17 protein-coding genes, 7 tRNA genes and 2 rRNA genes are annotated in these 15686 nt (G+C 54.9%); 9 read left to right on the top strand and 17 right to left on the bottom strand.

The window, feature by feature from the left end:
• The first annotated feature begins 413 nt into the window (after positions 1 to 413).
• The 6 genes from B5G06_RS12895 to B5G06_RS12870 all read left to right on the top strand — a co-directional run bounded on the left by B5G06_RS12895 (position 414) and on the right by B5G06_RS12870 (position 5344).
• Entirely contained in the window at positions 414 to 809 is a 396-nt protein-coding gene (locus B5G06_RS12895; protein WP_087189455.1) for a hypothetical protein, read from the top strand.
• A gap of 1 nt (position 810) precedes the next feature.
• A complete protein-coding gene (locus tag B5G06_RS12890) occupies positions 811 to 1170 on the top strand; it encodes a hypothetical protein (RefSeq protein ID WP_087189454.1) in 360 nt (119 codons plus the stop codon).
• Positions 1171 to 1175: 5 nt separating this feature from the next.
• Positions 1176 to 2594, top strand: a complete 1419-nt coding sequence (locus B5G06_RS12885; protein WP_087189453.1) for a type IV secretory system conjugative DNA transfer family protein — start codon at positions 1176 to 1178, stop codon at positions 2592 to 2594.
• Between the two features lie 128 nt (positions 2595 to 2722).
• Positions 2723 to 3940, top strand: a complete 1218-nt coding sequence (locus B5G06_RS12880) for a Rep family protein (protein WP_087189452.1) — start codon at positions 2723 to 2725, stop codon at positions 3938 to 3940.
• A gap of 79 nt (positions 3941 to 4019) precedes the next feature.
• Positions 4020 to 4628 carry a hypothetical protein gene (locus B5G06_RS12875; RefSeq protein ID WP_087189451.1) on the top strand — a complete coding sequence of 203 codons (609 nt, stop codon included), beginning with the start codon at positions 4020 to 4022 and terminating at the stop codon, positions 4626 to 4628.
• Positions 4629 to 4660: 32 nt separating this feature from the next.
• Positions 4661 to 5344, top strand: a complete 684-nt coding sequence (locus tag B5G06_RS12870) for a site-specific integrase (protein ID WP_158094717.1) — start codon at positions 4661 to 4663, stop codon at positions 5342 to 5344.
• 810 nt (positions 5345 to 6154) lie between these two features.
• Here the strand turns inward: B5G06_RS12870 and B5G06_RS14215 are convergent.
• Complete coding sequence (locus B5G06_RS14215) at positions 6155 to 6382, bottom strand: hypothetical protein (protein WP_204220858.1); 228 nt, start codon at positions 6380 to 6382, stop codon at positions 6155 to 6157.
• Positions 6383 to 6697: 315 nt separating this feature from the next.
• Between B5G06_RS14215 and B5G06_RS12860 the strand changes: the two genes are divergently transcribed.
• Positions 6698 to 6967 (top strand): hypothetical protein, encoded by a 270-nt coding sequence (locus B5G06_RS12860; RefSeq protein ID WP_087189449.1) that lies wholly within the window; start codon positions 6698 to 6700, stop codon positions 6965 to 6967.
• A gap of 1797 nt (positions 6968 to 8764) precedes the next feature.
• On the opposite strand, the gene B5G06_RS12855 is transcribed toward B5G06_RS12860, so the two are convergent.
• The 7 genes from B5G06_RS12855 to B5G06_RS14210 all read right to left on the bottom strand — a co-directional run bounded on the left by B5G06_RS12855 (position 8765) and on the right by B5G06_RS14210 (position 12314).
• The gene (locus B5G06_RS12855; RefSeq protein ID WP_087189448.1) at positions 8765 to 9025 is read right to left on the bottom strand and encodes a cysteine-rich KTR domain-containing protein; all 261 of its coding nucleotides are present in this window, start codon (positions 9023 to 9025) and stop codon (positions 8765 to 8767) included.
• A 135-nt stretch (positions 9026 to 9160) separates the two neighbouring features.
• Positions 9161 to 9940: a rolling circle replication-associated protein gene (locus tag B5G06_RS12850; protein ID WP_087189447.1), complete on the bottom strand. Its 780-nt coding sequence runs from the start codon at positions 9938 to 9940 to the stop codon at positions 9161 to 9163.
• A gap of 255 nt (positions 9941 to 10195) precedes the next feature.
• Positions 10196 to 10582, bottom strand: coding sequence for a hypothetical protein (locus B5G06_RS12845; RefSeq protein ID WP_087189446.1), 387 nt, complete (start codon positions 10580 to 10582; stop codon positions 10196 to 10198).
• Positions 10583 to 10597: 15 nt separating this feature from the next.
• Positions 10598 to 11083: a hypothetical protein gene (locus B5G06_RS12840; RefSeq protein ID WP_087189445.1), complete on the bottom strand. Its 486-nt coding sequence runs from the start codon at positions 11081 to 11083 to the stop codon at positions 10598 to 10600.
• 90 nt (positions 11084 to 11173) lie between these two features.
• Positions 11174 to 11395, bottom strand: coding sequence for a hypothetical protein (locus B5G06_RS12835; protein WP_143382757.1), 222 nt, complete (start codon positions 11393 to 11395; stop codon positions 11174 to 11176).
• 34 nt (positions 11396 to 11429) lie between these two features.
• Positions 11430 to 11723: a hypothetical protein gene (locus B5G06_RS12830; RefSeq protein WP_087189443.1), complete on the bottom strand. Its 294-nt coding sequence runs from the start codon at positions 11721 to 11723 to the stop codon at positions 11430 to 11432.
• A 336-nt stretch (positions 11724 to 12059) separates the two neighbouring features.
• Positions 12060 to 12314, bottom strand: a complete 255-nt coding sequence (locus tag B5G06_RS14210) for a hypothetical protein (RefSeq protein WP_087189441.1) — start codon at positions 12312 to 12314, stop codon at positions 12060 to 12062.
• A 391-nt stretch (positions 12315 to 12705) separates the two neighbouring features.
• Between B5G06_RS14210 and B5G06_RS12810 the strand changes: the two genes are divergently transcribed.
• Positions 12706 to 13143 carry a helix-turn-helix domain-containing protein gene (locus B5G06_RS12810; RefSeq protein ID WP_087189439.1) on the top strand — a complete coding sequence of 146 codons (438 nt, stop codon included), beginning with the start codon at positions 12706 to 12708 and terminating at the stop codon, positions 13141 to 13143.
• 115 nt (positions 13144 to 13258) lie between these two features.
• Positions 13259 to 14467: a tyrosine-type recombinase/integrase gene (locus B5G06_RS12805; protein ID WP_087189438.1), complete on the top strand. Its 1209-nt coding sequence runs from the start codon at positions 13259 to 13261 to the stop codon at positions 14465 to 14467.
• 116 nt (positions 14468 to 14583) lie between these two features.
• On the opposite strand, the gene B5G06_RS12800 is transcribed toward B5G06_RS12805, so the two are convergent.
• From B5G06_RS12800 to B5G06_RS12760, 9 genes are all read right to left on the bottom strand, one after another.
• A tRNA-Thr gene (locus tag B5G06_RS12800) sits at positions 14584 to 14659 on the bottom strand.
• A gap of 4 nt (positions 14660 to 14663) precedes the next feature.
• Positions 14664 to 14740: transfer RNA gene (locus tag B5G06_RS12795), tRNA-Asp, on the bottom strand.
• Positions 14741 to 14781: 41 nt separating this feature from the next.
• Positions 14782 to 14857: transfer RNA gene (locus B5G06_RS12790), tRNA-Trp, on the bottom strand.
• A 3-nt stretch (positions 14858 to 14860) separates the two neighbouring features.
• Positions 14861 to 14937, bottom strand: a tRNA-Ile gene (locus B5G06_RS12785).
• Positions 14938 to 15001: 64 nt separating this feature from the next.
• Positions 15002 to 15077: transfer RNA gene (locus tag B5G06_RS12780), tRNA-Asn, on the bottom strand.
• A 41-nt stretch (positions 15078 to 15118) separates the two neighbouring features.
• Positions 15119 to 15234: ribosomal RNA gene (gene rrf, locus B5G06_RS12775) — 5S ribosomal RNA — on the bottom strand.
• A gap of 130 nt (positions 15235 to 15364) precedes the next feature.
• Positions 15365 to 15439 (bottom strand) — tRNA-Glu (locus tag B5G06_RS12770).
• Between the two features lie 2 nt (positions 15440 to 15441).
• Positions 15442 to 15517: transfer RNA gene (locus B5G06_RS12765), tRNA-Lys, on the bottom strand.
• Between the two features lie 77 nt (positions 15518 to 15594).
• Positions 15595 to 15686, bottom strand: a 23S ribosomal RNA gene (locus tag B5G06_RS12760); the annotation flags it as partial.

Genomic DNA, 15686 nt, shown 5'->3' with positions numbered 1-15686 from the left:
TGTGGTCGGCAAACCACTTCTACCTTATCAGGGAGTTTTTTCTTTTTCTACTCTTCTCCTCGCTTTAAGCTATTTTTTACCCCCGGCTTAGCCGGGGGTTGTCTTTGGTACCACCAACACAACAGTCCCCCATGTACCGACAACGGTGCATGGGGGACTTGTCTTTGTGCATCTCTACAAAATTTTGATTGTATAATTTCCAGATTTTACGAGTTGCGAACATTATCGAACGATTGTTCATGCTCCTCTCCAAAAACTGCGGCATATATGCCGCAGTTTTATTTTTTCAATTATCGATTTTATAACTTTTTCACTTGAAAAATTGACTATTGTAATAATTTTATTACAAAAATAGCGCTTTTCAAGTAAAATTATATGTGTTATGATGCAAGCAAGGAAAGGAGGTGATTATCATGTCAGCCAATAAATGTGTGAGAAGTGTAACCCCTTTGTCCCCCAATGATTTCAAATGTTTATCCAATGTGTCGCAGTGCTGTTCTGAACGGTGCCACGCTTGCCCGTTTGCCACTACTTGCAATCCACTTCAAATTGAATACATGAAGCGGAAAATAAGCGATGCCATAGAGTATCTTAATAAGTGGAACGACGGCACCTACATTGTTACAGTTGATACCAATGACTTCGATGTGCTTCGCCATTGTTATGACTTGCGTTCCGTTATTGCTGGTCTGTATGTCATTCTGTGTGAGGCTTTGGGCCGTCCGCTGGGCGATGTGCCCCGGTGGGAAAACCAGTACCCCGTTGTTGTCGATGAAGTGCGAACCAAACGCCAGAAAGGACGTGATTGATATGTACGGCTTGGCTCAGTATCTTCGGTTTGACTGTGGCGCATTTCTCAAGGACAAGGTGCTGACTGTGACTTCTTGTGGCCCGCTCAAGGACTACGAAACGAAACAGGTAACAGGTACCAAGGTGATTACTGTAATCACCGAGGATAAGACCCCGTATAAGCCCAAGGCCGATGGAACCGCGATTTGTAACAGGTACGAAAAAATCACGGTAAAAGTGCCCGGCAAGATGGGACTGAATATCCCTATCGGCGCTGTTGTAGAACTGGTCAACCCTGTGGGCACCGTGTACGGGGAATTTCGCAATCAGTTATCTATCACCGTCGATGACATTAAGGTTGTCGGCGCGGCCAAGGGCTGATACCCATGCGCACCTATCGCCGCGAGGTCGGCCTGCTGGCCTATGCCGCCCCCGGCGTGATACTGCTTGTGGCTGGTAGTGTAGCCCTCTTGCTGGCGGGTATGCTGGCCCTCGGATTCCGGGGGCTGGCTCCCGCCGTCAGCGGGCCTCTGGTGGGTGCAATCGGGCGCATGGTGGGACAGGCCGCCGCCGTGGTCGCGTGTGTCGGCATCGGCGCGGTGATCGCGGCGGCGGTCGTCCATGTTCTTATGCCGGACCGCGCCAAGATCTGCGGCAAGGTTCGGCGGGCGCTGTGCCATCCCGCCCACGGCAACCCCCTTCACTTGCAGGAGGGGGAATTGCTTCCATCCATAAAGTGCAAAGAGGCCCGGCCCGGTGTGTACGACCTGACGATTTCGGCGGGGGCCGTCACGGTGGAGACTATAACCGGGGCCGCGTCCGCCATTTCTTCCGCCCTCAATGGGAGGCACACAAGGTATGCTGTCACACAGACAGACACCGGCGTGGCCTATGACCGGGTAACCTTCCGGCTGGAAGATGTTCTGGTAGATAGAAGTCTGACCTATGCAGCCGTCGAGGAAATGCGGCCCCGTGGCCCGACCAAGCTGCAGGTGCAGGACGGGACGGAGATAGACCTGACCACCTCCGGCTCCATGCTGGTGGCGGGCAAGACCCGGAGCGGCAAGACCACGGGCATTATTGCCCTATTGTTGCAAGCCCTACAATGCGGGCGCGACGAGTACGGCAGCGAGGTCATCATCATCGACCCCAAGCGGGCCGAACTGTCCCGGCTTCCCTATGTGGTCGCGCTGGACGGGGACGGCGAGGCAAGGGGCATTTTAGATGCGCTAAAACGGTTTTCTGATACCATTGTAACCCGCCAAGCCGTCCTAAATAACCTGTCGGAACAGGTGGGCGACGCCGTGAAATGGTGGGACGCCGGTATGCATCCGTCGTTTCTGTTTGTTGACGAGTTTGTGTCACTAAAGTCGATTTTCCCCGCAAAGCCCGCAAAGGATGACCCGGACTATTGCATTTCCGCCTTTGATTCCTATATCAAGCGTATTGTCACCATGGGCGCGTCTGCTGGCTGTTATGTGATAATCTCGATTGCCGAGGCAAGCGTCCAAGAGGGCGGTCTGCCTGCGATGCTTCGGTCGGCTATGTCCACCCGGATATTGTTCCGTCCTACACGGTCGGAGGGCCTTTTGATGTGGGACAAAACCAAGTTGGACACAATGCCCGAGCGCGTGTACGGCCCCGGCGATGCGTGGTTTTCCAGTACAGACGGGGAGCATGATGCCGTTTCGTATGTGCATTTCCCATTGATGGCTTTCCCCGTGTATAAGGAACTTGGCCGGTTGCTGACCTTGTATTATGCGGATTCCCCGGCAGAGGCACCGCCCCCGCCGAGTGAAACATAGGCGGGGGCGGTGTCAAGTGTCAAGTGACCCGAAACTATTGATATGGCCGGGCTTGGGGCTCGTTACAAGCCCGGCCATATCACAGTGTCACGGTGTCAAAAATCGCAAGCCAAAGGAAGTGCGCAAGTATGGGAAAAACAATCCGATGCAAAAATATGATGTATGTCCAGCAAGTGAAGCACCTCCCCGCCAAAATCGCGGACAAGGACAAGATGATAGCCGTTATCGAAAACGAGCTAAAGCCACAGAGGTATGCCATCATCCTGCATGACAAGGACACCAATAAGGACGGCACACCCGAAGCCCCTGGCTATCATGTCATGCTTTGCTTTGAAAATGCCCGTAGTATCGCCGCAACGGCAAAACATTTAGGCGATAACCCGCAATACATTACCAAGTGGAATGGAGACGTGAATAATGGTTTTGCGTATCTGCTCCATAGAACAAAAGCGGCTAAGGCAAAGGGCAAACACCAGTATGACCCGAGCGAGGTAACGGCCAATTTTGACTTTGCCGGACTGATGCAGACGATTGAGGCCAATTTGGTACAAGCCAAGGTTAAGGCCGAAAGCGGCGCTTATAAAATCGAAGACCTGCTGAACGCTATGTATCTTGGCATCATGACAAAGGAAGAGGTTGAAAAGCGTATGACCGGGGCACAGTATGGACGATACCGGCGGCAAGTCGAGGATGTTTGGGCTAAACGGCTCCGCAACCTTGCGGACGAGTGGCGAAAAGAAATGATTGCGCAGGGCAAGCAACTGACTGTTATTTGGCTCTATGGCGAAGCCGGTGCAGGCAAAACCCATATGGCCCGCACATTGGCAGAAAAGGCGAATCAGCCATACTTTATGGCTGGTTCCAGCCGGGATACTTTCCAAAACTATTCCGGGGAACACACCATCATACTGGACGAGATGCGCCCCAAAGTCATGGCCTACCAAGATCTACTGCGGATTTTGGACCCGTTCAGTATCCGCACCGGGGTAAATGCTCCCGCGCGATATACCGACAAGGCCCTTGCCGCCGATCTGATTATCGTGACTTCCCCTTACTCCCCTTATGAATTTTGGTTGGAACAGTTCTCAACACTGGTCAAATACAATTTTGACGTTCAGAAAGCGTCCTTTGCCGACCAAGGCGAAGATGACTTTGATCAGCTTGACCGCCGCATCGGTGTGACGATTCAACTGGAACAGGATTTTATTTACCAGATGAAATCAAATGAACGCGAAGTAGGGCATTATGAAATTGTCTCTATGCGGACGCCAAACCCATATTCCGGGCAAAACAATCCTACATCGGCCCCCGATTCTGCAAAGTTATTTGCAAGTCTGTTCACATAACACTTCCAGCCCGTGTTGCAGTTGATGCAGTATTTTTTGCCCTGCACAACGCGCATGGCACACTTTGGGAGTGTTTTTTATGTTCTTTATTCCCCTTTCGGATGATGTTTGCACCATCGTCAACGCCTCCGAAGTCCTCAAACTGGACCCCCAAAACTTCTTGAAAAATCCCTTGTTTTCTGAAATCGAAAGCATTGAAGTTAGCGGAAAAGTGCTGATTTTTCAAGGCGTTTTGGGTAATTTCATTGAAAAACTTGTGAAATCGTGCTATAATGATGTTAGGGAATCGGACGGCTCGCCCCCTATATCCCAGGAGCCGCGGCACCTTGACAACTGCATAGCACAGTCGGATTGTATGCCGTCTCTGGAAGGAGATTCCGAGATGGCAAAGCACAAAATCAATCAGTATATCACCATCAACGGCGTAAAGCGGTGGATCACTGCGGACACCATGCAGGAGTTTGCTGAAAAGGTGATAAAGCTGTCAGGCACGGCCCCAGAACCGCAGAAACACCCGTTTGACGAGTACGCCTGGAACTGGTTCAATGTTTACTCAAAACCCACTGTGGCGACTGTGACGGCCACCACATACGAGCGTCAGCTGCGGGCCTATCTCATCCCCGCTTTCCACGAGCTGGCCGTCGAGGACATCGGCCCGGACGAGGTTCAACGCCTTTTAACAGCATGAGCGGGGCCAAAACCACCAAGGACAAGGCCCGGATGGTACTCAATCAAATTCTGGACGCCGCCGTGGAAGATAAGCTGATTTCCTCAAACCCTCTAAAATCCCGCAGGGTGAAAATTACCGGCAAGGCAAGCAAGGCCACGCCGCCCTACACCGTGGAGCAGATGCGTTATCTGATTCAGCATATCGGGGATATTCAAAACCCCGTAGACCGGGCGTATATGGCCTTACAAGCCCTCCACCCTCTCCGCTTGGAAGAAGTGTTGGGGCTGGCTCCCGAAGATATTGACTGCGATAACATGACAGTCCATATCCGGCGGGCCGTGACCCATCCCACCCGCAACCAGCCGGAGGTCAAGGACACCAAAACGGAGAGCAGTCACCGCACAATCGGGCTGTCCTCCTTGGCCGTGCCCTACCTGCAACAAATGGAATCGGCGGGCGCATTTCTGTTCGGCGGGGACAAGCCCCTGTCCTACACGCAAGTCCGCAAGATGTGTCAGCGCATCCAGCGTGATACCGGCTTCGCGGAAAATATCACCCCGATTCGCTTCCGCACCACTGTTCTGACGGACCTATACGACCAGACCAAAGACATTAAACTTGCCCAAGCTGCAGCAGGGCATACCACGTCGGCCATGACCCTAAAATACTATGTAAAGGGCCGGGAAACTTCCTCCGAAGCGGTCGCCGCTGTTGACCGGCTCTACTCCGCATAGTTGGTGGTCAGTTGGAAAGGCAAAAAGCCGGAAACCATTGCGGCGCAACGGATTCCGGCCCATCAAAGGCCCGAAAAGTTGGTTTCTCAGTTGGAAAAGCCCCCATATTTTAGCTACGAGGTCTTTTCCCCACTATCAAAATGGCTGAAAAAGTTAATAAAACCATAAGAAAAACCGCTTAAATCCGAAAATTTAAGCGGTTTTCGTGGAGCTGCTAGCCAGATTTGAACTGGCGACCTCATCCTTACCAATTACTTTTTGCGCATTTTCCACTTTACCGGTCTTTTGTCCGCTATCGTCTCTTTCCCTTGTGGTGCAATACTTCCCCGGCTTTTCTGTTCTGTTCTTTTGTCTGCTTGCATTGGCGTTTCTGAACTTATTCGGGGTGCTCGTCTGGTTTTTGTCTGGGTTTCTATCTGCAACCCTGACCGCTGACCTCATCCCTATAGGCCAAAAAACCAGACATAAGGCCCCCCACTTGCTTTCGACACCATTCTATGTTATCCTGACCTTGGCGTTGCCGGACAGCAGCGGTCAGCCCTCTTGACGGAGGGCAGCTTCTTTGCTCTCCGATCTTCGGAAAGGAGGGCTGCCCATGAGTACATCCGAAGTTCTTCAGCTTTGTTTGGTCATCATTGGTATTTGCAGCCTGTTTATTCAGGCAAAAAAGAAGTGACCGCCGGCACCCTGACAAGTACGGCGATCACTTCAAACTACTCTAAGGGCTGACCGTATCCGGCAGCGCCTCTTTCTATATCTATTATAGGCCGCTGTGGCCACACTGTCAAGCCCCGGGCGCTGTGCCCGGGGTTATCTTCTGCCCTCAGCAGGCCCACCAGTGACCGCACAAGCGGCACTGTCCCGCTCCATCGCCTCAGCTATGGCCCGGTTAATAAAACCGTTCACACTCTCGCCGTGGGCCTCTGCGTAGGCCTGAACAGCTTCGTACTTCTCCCTCTCCATGCGAACCCGTGCAACCGCAAATCTCTCCATATATACTCTTTGTGCCCGCTTTTGGGCTTCTGTTTTTTCTGCCATACTTGCCTCCTCTCTGGGGATGCGATAAATAGGGGCACCTCCCCCATTGTGCTGTTATTATACCACAAAAAGCAATCTAGGCATAGATATATAATCACCAAATATAGGCCTAGATATCTGTGCAATCTGCGGATTGATATCTAAGCCTAGATATGTTACAATTCATAATGTCAAGAGGAACAAGTCAAGTCAAGGTGGATCCCAAGAACACAAGGTTAGACCGGGACGGGATACGGGAGATTGAGACGCACTGAGCAGAACGCTATGCCGTAAGGCCCCCCGGCACTTGACCCCAGTTAACAGGAGGTTTGCAGTATGAGCAGCTACGAACTTGAAAGCAGGCTCCGGGAGCTGCGCCAGCTCCAGAGCCTCATTGAGGAGGCCCAGGCCGAGGCGGAGGCGATTAAGGATACGATCAAAGCCCACATGGGCGACGCCCAGGAGCTGCGGGCCGGGGAATATAAGGTCACCTGGAAGCCGGTAACCTCCTCCCGGCTGGATAGCAAGGCCCTGAAGGCAGCCGCCCCCGAGCTGGTAGAGCGATTCACCAAAACTGTCACCAGCCGCCGTTTTTGCGTGGCATGAAGTTTCATTCCCCAGCAGAATAGCGAGCGGGTATCCTGCCTCAGAAGGATGCCCGCTCGTTATTGTTATGTGTCCAAGTCGGACACGCTGCCAAATCGGCAAGCGTCTGCCGATTTGATTTCCTTATGCTCCGATCCCGCCGCCAAAAACGACAACGCTGTCGTTTTTCAGATTAGTGTGTACCGTGCAGCTGCTACCTCAAATCCGCCAACGTTGACGGATTTGCCCGTAGTACAGATGGATTCAAAAGGCAATCAAGAACTTTCCCAGATCAGCCCCCATCCATCAGTTACCACAGTTTCCGCAAGCATCGCATTTGGCCAGCCAAACGCCCTTTTAGGGGGCTCCCCTAATACCCCGTAAGCCTGGCTGCACCCCCATAATCGGTGATGTGGCCTGTGCTGCGCCCCGCTGCTATTCTCTCATACGGGCGGGTATCCCAGGCTACAGACCTGGGCAGAACGAAAAGCGGAATACTTCCCCAAATCCGCAAGCGATTTCGTATTTGAAGATGGAGGCTTACCAACCTCCGCAGGAACCGGGCGCATCCTGGGCGGGCAAAAGGCTCCCAAGATACTCCCCCAAATACGCCAGCGCAGACGGATTTGAGATAGGTCTCCGTCTGCGGTTCGCCTTCTGGACTCCTCTGGACAGCAAGACCACCAGGCACTCACCGGGCACCGTTGAGAGTGGCGTCATACCCTGGGATAGACCGGGGGCCTCTAGCTACGTAGCAGGGCCTCAGCAGACCAGAAGGGGCCAGACTGTGCCCCACGTCTGTGCCTCCAACACGAGCGGGTATCCCAGGAGCTGCCGCCCCACAGGAGGGGCCAGGAGCACCGCCAGGCACTCACCAGACACCGCCCCGGAGCGGGCATACCCAGGGCCTCCGACTGCATATCAGGGCCTCAGCAGGCCAGCAGGAGCCTGGCTGCGCCCCACGTAAAGGCCCTCCAACACGAGCGGGTATCCCAGGGGCTACCGCTCCGCAGGAGAGGCCAGGAGCGTCACCAGGCACTCGCTGGGCACCGCCTGGACTGGCGGCATATCCCGGGGGCCATCGGCTGCGTACCAGAGCCTCAGCAGGCAACCAGGGGCCGGGCTGTGCCCCACGCAAAGGCCCTCCAGCACAAGTGGGTATTCCAGGGGCTACCACCCCACAGGAGAGGCCAAGAGCGCCGCCAGACACTCACCAGACACCGCCCCGGAGCGGGCATACCCAGGGATAGACCAGGGGCCTCCGGCTGCATATCAGAGCCTCAGCAGGCCAGCAGGGGTCGGGATGCCCCCGACACAGGCATGGGACTGCCAGCAGCACTCCAGTGCTTGGGAAAACCATCAGGGAGCCGTACCGCCCCGCCAGCGCCCACCGTGGGGAAAAATTCCCGCATGGAGGGTGGCCCACGGTCTTACCCACAAGGCCGTAAATTTTTTCCGGGCCGGGGCCCCTCTGGCCGAAGGCCCGCACGCATCCGCACCCGCCCACGTGTGCGCCCAAGCCTCCCGGTGGTTTGCCCTTAAATCGCCCCTGCAAAATTACACTTTTTTCCCGGCTTTATGACTGTTTTGGCCTAAACTCCCATTGGGGAGAATTTCTCACACCAGAGGGGCCACACGGTCTTGCACCCCCGCCCCCTGAAACTTTTTCGGGCCGGGGGGTGGGTGGGCCGTAGGCCCTGCACCCGTGCGCCCCTGTGCCCGCTCCTGCGCTCGTGCGTGTGTACGTAGCCAACCGGCAAGATTATCCCGCAAAAAATCACCGTTTTCCCGGTGAAATTCCCCGCTCCTTGGCCAGGATCAGCAGCACGCCCGGGCCAATGACTGAGGCACGCTTGCTGTCTCCTCCCCGGCTGCGGCCCACACCCTGGGCAGTCCGCCGCCGCTGGGCCCGATTTCCACTACGGTCTCATGCTTGCAGCACCGGCAGAACAGCACCAGCCCCTGCGCTCTGGTGGCCTCTGTCAGTTTCAGCAGCTTTCCCCGCCGACAGACCGGGCACATGACCCATGTTCCGCCCATGGTTGTTTTACAAACCAGCTCTGCCACTGTCCCACTCATGCTATCATCTCCTGGTTCAAATTTTTACGCCCGCCGCCGCCCGGGCGTGTATATGCCTGTTCCTGTCTCAGCATAGCGCACCCGGAACGCCGATACAAGGGGCTATCCCTTGATTCTCTAGGGCCTGTTCTAAAGTTATATATACTTACAAGTAAGATATTGAGAGGCCCGCCCAGCCTGCTCTATGGCCGTTTCCGGGCCACTTTGCTGCCGTCTCCAGGAGGGAACACGGTACTTGATATAGCTGTAGCTCCCATACTCTGTAGCCCTCTCCTCCCGCTCCAGGACAAAGCATCCAGGAGGGACGGCCAGGGCCGTATCATCCGGTACAAAGCAGCTCTCTACCACGGGCTTTTCCAAGTTGCGGCTTCTTGTCCACATCTGAGCGCCAACCGGGCGGCCCTCCACGCTCTCCTTGGTCATATACCGGGCCAGGGTGTCATAGTCCCTGTCTCGCACGTATACAAGGTCTATCATATCGCCGTAGGGCCACAGGCTACGTATAGCCTCTATGTCCCGCTCGGTGGCGTTAATCACCAGGTGGTGGTGGAGGCGGGCTGCTCCGTGTTTCTGCTCTGTGGTATAGACGTATTTCAGCACCTGCCCCCGGGCCTTGCGGTGCTCTCGCAGCTGCTTTAGGAACTTCCGCACATTCTTTACAGCCTCCGCCCGTTTGGCCGGAAGATCCGCGTCCCGATATGTAAGCGTAAGAAAGAGATCCTTTCCCTCAAAGTTGGCCGCCAGCAGCATTTCCAGTCTTGCCCGTGCCGTCTTGTCGTTCATGGCCTTCTGTGCGGCGGTGGTCATGCGGGACTTTTCAGCCCTGGCCCGCTCACTGTCCCGTGGCTCGGGAGCGGTATATAAGATTGTCTTGACGATGCAACCCGCTGTAATGGTCTTTTTCCGCTTTGCCATATCGCCGCACCTCTTATCCCGTTTTAGGTATAAAGAAAGAGCCAGAGCATGGCCCCATGGGCGGGATCATCTCCCGCCCGGTCACCGTTGGCTCTGGCTCAGGCGCTGCCCGGAAGGCTCCGGGACGGGCTCAGGCGCTGGCACACTATGCGCTTGCCATCAGTGAGGGCACCGGGACACACCCGGCTCCATATCCTGCACTGGCCTCTAAGGGCTCTGGCAAATGTTGTTTTCCCTCTGTACGATCCCGCTCGGTTACACGCCAAGGGCAGCGCACAGTCTATATAAGTCTCCCCGTGAAAGCCGGTTCAGGCCATCCGCAAACAGCTGCGTACACACCTCGTCCAGCTCAAAGGGAAGCGGATCAGCGTCGGGGTGCTCCGGCTTTACCTCATCCAGAACCACAGTTCTGTACGCCTCTGCACCTCGAAGCACCCCTAGGAAATAGAACCCCCGGAGCAGGAGCAGCCGCTTTGCCCGCTTGTCGGCCACCTGGGTATTTACCTGGGCAAGGGCCTTTGCTACCCGCTTGCCCTCCTCCTCAAATTCGGATAAAATCCCGCCCTCCGCATATGGGGTGTATTCGCTCAGGAACTTCAGTTCCTCATTTTCCAGCAAAATTGTTTGCAGATTTACATTCATGCTCTTTCCGCCTTTCTATGTATGATGGATTCCCCTGGAGGACACCCACAGGCGGGCGCAGGGCAGCGGGGAATGTCCTGCCTGGAGGGGCTGGCGCAGCAGCTCTGACGCCAACGCCTGCCCCTGCTGAGACAGATCCAGCGGGCCTACATACACCGGGCCATACGGCCACGGATGCCCCAGCATATCGGCAGATTCCTTGCCCCTGTTGAGTATGATGCGGTGTACAAGGCTCCCCGCCTGCTCCGTTCCCAGCAGATAAACATACTTGGCAGCCATGCCCTTGGCCCTTCTGAGCGCCGATATGCTGCCTATCCACTGTCTTACCTGCTGCCGTGCCAGCTCACGCGAGCGGGGCCAGGGGCCTGCCTGATAGGTCAGCGTTACCAGCAGATCCCCGCCGGTAAAGTTGGCCGCCAGCGTGCGGGCCAGCCGATCCCGTGAAAGCAGCAGGTTTCTCATCCGCTGCCGCTCTCCAGACTTCGTGCCCCTCTGCTCCATGTGCGTGTCCTCCATTTCTGATAGGCCAGGGCGGAGCGCATACCGCACCACACCCTGGCCTCAGTTCCATAGTCAGTTGATTTCCTTACTCTACGCACTTTCTGATAATGACCATTTCTCCATGAGCGCCTGGATTACCTCATACGTAGGGAGGTTTTCCCCATCCGGCTTGTTGGCCTTTAATTCCGCACGAAAGCCAGGCTGCCGAATCAAAAGGCTCATAAATAAGTACAGCTCTGCTTTTCCTGCATCATCCAGCCGGGAAAGCCACCACTCAAACTCCTGTTCTCGCCTTTTTGTGTCCCAATCCATACTTGACACACTTCTCTCGCAGGTGGTATCACGCTCACGCCTCATGCCGTCCGCCTCCCTTCCTGCCGGTCTCCTGGCCCTTGGGGCTAAGGCTCTCCAACATGAGCCGGACGCCCAGCCGGAAACCGTTCACAAACCCCTGGGATTCATGCTCACTGGCCACGGCCATACACAGCTCCTCCAGGTCTTCCCCGCTGCCCTCTTTGACCGCCCGGCTAAAGGCGTCATACCGCTCATCGGCGGCGGGCAGGTGTATGTACTCCTTTTCGATGTCCGTTACAAACCCGGCGCATACCAGGCGCAAGGTCTCGATTACCTCAAAATTCAATTTGACAATCTCCCTCTGCCTCTGTAAAATAGAGGCGTGAAATACTTGCTTGAACGCTTTGTTTCACCTGCCGTTGGGGTGTTGCTACCACCTCAGCGGCTTTCTTTTTGCCCAAAATCCGCCCGCTCGAGCGGGTGTGCCCTGTCTTATGCGGCCCTCTGGACCGCCTTCTATGGCAGCTTGTCCCTCCCAGACGGGCCAGGAGCAGGGGAACACCGGACAGGAGCACCCCCACCAGCAGGGCAACCAGCCCACCCGGGCGCTCTGTCAGGCCGTCCGCACAGACCGCCAGACCCAGAACCAGGCAGAAGGAGATACCCTCCAGTGCCGATTCCCTCATGCCCTTGCCTTCTTTCGGCCTGCGGCCCTGATATCGGTCACCTTGTCGGGCAGCTGGGCCGGTTCCGGCTCCTCTGTCGTGGCCCCAAGGCTGCGCAGAAGGGCGGGAACATTGATGTAATAGACCCGGCCACTCTTGACGTGGGGCACCGTACCCGCCCAGCATCCCCGGCGCAGATAGTACATGGACAGCCCTGTGGTCTTGCACGCCTGCTCAATGGTCTGGAACGGCGTCTGCTTTTGTGCTGACATGGTTCATTCTCCTTTCCTGTGTCCAAGTTCGACACCATTATTATTCGGATGTGGTCAGGATGTCTTGAACACATACACCTAACCCTGCAGCTATTTTTTCTGCCGTAGATCTAGAGCAAGATTTTCCACCTTTGACGGATGTAATGGTTACCCTGGACACACCCGCTCGCTCGGCAAGCCGCTTTATATTCAAATCCGCCCGAGCAAGTTCAGCCGCAAATTTGACCCTATCGATTCTCACCGTTTTACCCTCTTTTCTTTTGCATTTGATTGAGCTGAGTACAGTATAATTCAATCTTTTGAAAAAGTCAAGCCATTTTATTACTCAACTCTTTATCTTTTGCTTGAACTTTTGTTTATATGTGGTATACTATGGCTAGAGGTGATACAAATGACTACCGGCCAACGAATAAAGAATGCCCGAAAGGCTGCCCGAATGACACAAAAGGAGCTGGGCGAAAAAATAGGCGTCACCTTTCAAGCTGTAGCACAATGGGAAAATGATTTGCGCAAACCAAAATTTGAAACTTTACAGCGCATTGCAGATGCCCTTAATGTTGAAGTAAAGACATTAGATGAACGTTTTACTACTCGTCTTGTTCTTGAAGATTTCTTTAATGATGGATTGCCTCCATCTCGTATGCCTGATTATTTATTTGAAAATTCAGACGGAGCCCTTATAAAAGCCTCTATGGAGACTTCGGTGGGCCAGCTTCTTTATAGCTTTTCAAGTCTCAACGAAATTGGGCAACAAGAGGCTATTCGCCGTGTGGATGAACTAACAGAAGTCCCCAAATATCAACGTAAAGATTTACTAAATAAAGAATAAAGCCCGCTCGGAGCTGCAACTCCAAGCGGGCGGTGCGCACAGTCCCACACCTTCAAATATAGGCCCTGTATGCCTTCTCATTGTACCACACGGGGCCGGGAAAGGAAATGATTTTATGCCTTCCACCCGGAAAATGACCAACAAGGCAGGGAATTCCTTCTATGAGATCCGGGTCAGCCGTGGCCGGAGCGCAGCTCCTCTGTCCATGCGGTGGTATCCACCCGCAGGCTGGGGCCAGCGGGCCATAGACCGGGAACTCTCCAAGGTTGCCGCCGACTTTGAGCGCCGTTGCCAGGCCGGGGAGATTATCAGCCGGTCAGAGCGGCACGAGCGGGAAACTGAGGCCCGGCGGGCCGCCGCCAGGATCCAGACCCTGAAGCAGTACAGCGAGGACGTTTTCATGCCCGCCAAGACCATTTCCATCTCAGAGAACAGCCGAAGCAGCTTCCAGGGGATGCTTGACAAGTGGATCTATCCCGCCCTGGGGGATCTGAAGCTGCCGGACATTACCCCCGCCAATATTACCGCTCTGCTGCTGTCCATGCAGGCCCAGGGCAAGGCCCACGCAACAGTGGTGAAGTGCTATACCATCCTGAACAGCCTGTTCAAAATGGCCTTTCTGACTGATACCATCCCCAAGAATCCCATGCACAAGGTGGAACGCCCCAAGCCCAGAAAGGACGAAGCCCGGCACGATGAGGTAGAGGCCTACACTGTGGAGGAGGTGCGCCATATCCTGTCCTGTCTGGACAAGGAGCCGCTCAAATGGCGGGTGCTGGTGCGGCTGCTCATTGACACAGGTATACGCCGCGGCGAGTGCTGCGGCCTCCAGTGGAAGGACATAGACTTCCAGGAGAACACCGTCACGATCTGCGGAAACCTCTGCTATACCCCACAGAAGGGGGTATACCTGGACACCCCCAAGAACGGGCGGAGCCGTACCGTTGATGTGGATCCAGATATCATGGCCCTGCTGCGGGCACTCCGCTCGGAGCAGGCCGCCCAGGCTATCAGCTCCTATGTCTTTACCCAGGACGGCAGCCCGGAGCCTATACACCCTCAGAGCCCCACACGTTACCTGAAGAAGTTCTCCAAACGCTACCATGTCCCAGACCTGCACCCCCACAAGCTGCGCCACACCTTTGCCAGTATCGCCATCACGAGCGGGGCGGACGTGGCCAGCGTGTCTGAGAAGCTGGGCCATAGTGATAAGGCGGTCACGCTGCGGATGTATACCCACGCCGATCAGGAAAGTATAAAGCGGGCAAGCCAGATTTTCCGGGACGCCCTCAAACAGGACACGAAAAAAGCCGGGCAGGGTTGACCTGTCCGGCTCCGTTTTTTGCCCCCGTCTGGGTTTTTGTCTGGTTTTTTCCGCCGCTCAATCTGCTGGAAGAAAAAACAAAAAGCCCCAAAGCCTTGCGGCTCTAGGGCTTCATGTGGAGCTGCTATCCGGATTTGAACCGGAGACCTCATCCTTACCAAGGATGCGCTCTACCGACTGAGCTATAGCAGCATAATGGCGACGCGGAAGGGACTTGAACCCTCGACCTCCGGCGTGACAGGCCGGCGTTCTAACCAACTGAACTACCGCGCCATCGTGATATCTATATCCACAGCAAAGGCTGAATATTTGTTTGGCAGGGGCAGAAGGATTCGAACCCTCGGCACTCGGTTTTGGAGACCGATGCTCTACCAGCTGAGCTATACCCCTAAATGGTGGGCCTTCACGGGCTCGAACCGTGGACCGGCCGGTTATGAGCCGGCTGCTCTAACCAACTGAGCTAAAGGCCCATACCGATCCAACTGTCTTAAAAAGAGGCTCGCCGTCACGCTTGTGGCGGCGAGCCACATTGTTTGGCTCCCCCTGTTGGACTCGAACCAACGACCCTGCGGTTAACAGCCGCATGCTCTACCGACTGAGCTAAGGAGGAATGTAAAAGGGTCCGGTCTGGTCAGACCAGACCCTTCTTTATGTTGGCGTTACCTATCTTCCCGGTCCGTCTCCAGACAAGTATTTTCGGCGCAGGTGAGCTTAACTTCCGTGTTCGGGATGGGAACGGGTGGACCCTCACCGCAATCAACACCAACTTACTTTCTTTTGAAAAAGAAAGTAAGCAAAGAAAACTTCGTCTGAACTTTTCTCTCCTTACCGTCTTTCTCAACGATAAGTCATTATATTCTATTTTGTTCTCACTGTCAAGACCAATTTTTAAAAAATTGGTGACCCGTGCGGGAATCGAACCCACGTTTGCGGCGTGAGAGGCCGCCGTCTTAGCCGCTTGACCAACGGGCCATTGGTGCGCCTTCACGGATTCGAACCGGGGACCCACTGATTAAGAGTCAGTTGCTCTACCAGCTGAGCTAAAGGCGCATCTGGAGCTTTGTCAGCACCCTCAAAACCGAACAATGCAGTCTCAGTATCAGGCAAGCGCCTGCAATCATCATGTTAAGGTCAAGCCCTCGGCTTATTAGTATCGGTCAGCTGCACGCGTTACCGCGCTTCCACCTCCGACCTATCAACGTCATAGTCTACGACGTGC

This window comes from Flavonifractor sp. An52, assembly GCF_002159385.1.
GTDB classification, from domain to species: domain Bacteria; phylum Bacillota; class Clostridia; order Oscillospirales; family Oscillospiraceae; genus Flavonifractor; species Flavonifractor avicola.
The sequence above is the reverse complement of the archived record's forward strand: the minus strand, read 5'-3'. Positions and strand labels throughout refer to the sequence as shown.

What these genes read in the sequence shown, in the direction of transcription:
- B5G06_RS12895 (WP_087189455.1), top strand. Translation starts at nt 414, where the DNA reads ATGTCAGCCAATAAATGTGTGAGAAGTGTAACCCCTTTGTCCCCCAAT.
- B5G06_RS12890 (WP_087189454.1), top strand. Translation starts at nt 811, where the DNA reads ATGTACGGCTTGGCTCAGTATCTTCGGTTTGACTGTGGCGCATTTCTC.
- B5G06_RS12885 (WP_087189453.1), top strand. Translation starts at nt 1,176, where the DNA reads ATGCGCACCTATCGCCGCGAGGTCGGCCTGCTGGCCTATGCCGCCCCC.
- B5G06_RS12880 (WP_087189452.1), top strand. Translation starts at nt 2,723, where the DNA reads ATGGGAAAAACAATCCGATGCAAAAATATGATGTATGTCCAGCAAGTG.
- B5G06_RS12875 (WP_087189451.1), top strand. Translation starts at nt 4,020, where the DNA reads ATGTTCTTTATTCCCCTTTCGGATGATGTTTGCACCATCGTCAACGCC.
- B5G06_RS12870 (WP_158094717.1), top strand. Translation starts at nt 4,661, where the DNA reads ATGGTACTCAATCAAATTCTGGACGCCGCCGTGGAAGATAAGCTGATT.
- B5G06_RS14215 (WP_204220858.1), bottom strand. Translation starts at nt 6,382, where the DNA reads ATGGCAGAAAAAACAGAAGCCCAAAAGCGGGCACAAAGAGTATATATG.
- B5G06_RS12860 (WP_087189449.1), top strand. Translation starts at nt 6,698, where the DNA reads ATGAGCAGCTACGAACTTGAAAGCAGGCTCCGGGAGCTGCGCCAGCTC.
- B5G06_RS12855 (WP_087189448.1), bottom strand. Translation starts at nt 9,025, where the DNA reads ATGAGTGGGACAGTGGCAGAGCTGGTTTGTAAAACAACCATGGGCGGA.
- B5G06_RS12850 (WP_087189447.1), bottom strand. Translation starts at nt 9,940, where the DNA reads ATGGCAAAGCGGAAAAAGACCATTACAGCGGGTTGCATCGTCAAGACA.
- B5G06_RS12845 (WP_087189446.1), bottom strand. Translation starts at nt 10,582, where the DNA reads ATGAATGTAAATCTGCAAACAATTTTGCTGGAAAATGAGGAACTGAAG.
- B5G06_RS12840 (WP_087189445.1), bottom strand. Translation starts at nt 11,083, where the DNA reads ATGGAGCAGAGGGGCACGAAGTCTGGAGAGCGGCAGCGGATGAGAAAC.
- B5G06_RS12835 (WP_143382757.1), bottom strand. Translation starts at nt 11,395, where the DNA reads ATGGATTGGGACACAAAAAGGCGAGAACAGGAGTTTGAGTGGTGGCTT.
- B5G06_RS14210 (WP_087189441.1), bottom strand. Translation starts at nt 12,314, where the DNA reads ATGTCAGCACAAAAGCAGACGCCGTTCCAGACCATTGAGCAGGCGTGC.
- B5G06_RS12810 (WP_087189439.1), top strand. Translation starts at nt 12,706, where the DNA reads ATGACTACCGGCCAACGAATAAAGAATGCCCGAAAGGCTGCCCGAATG.
- B5G06_RS12805 (WP_087189438.1), top strand. Translation starts at nt 13,259, where the DNA reads ATGCCTTCCACCCGGAAAATGACCAACAAGGCAGGGAATTCCTTCTAT.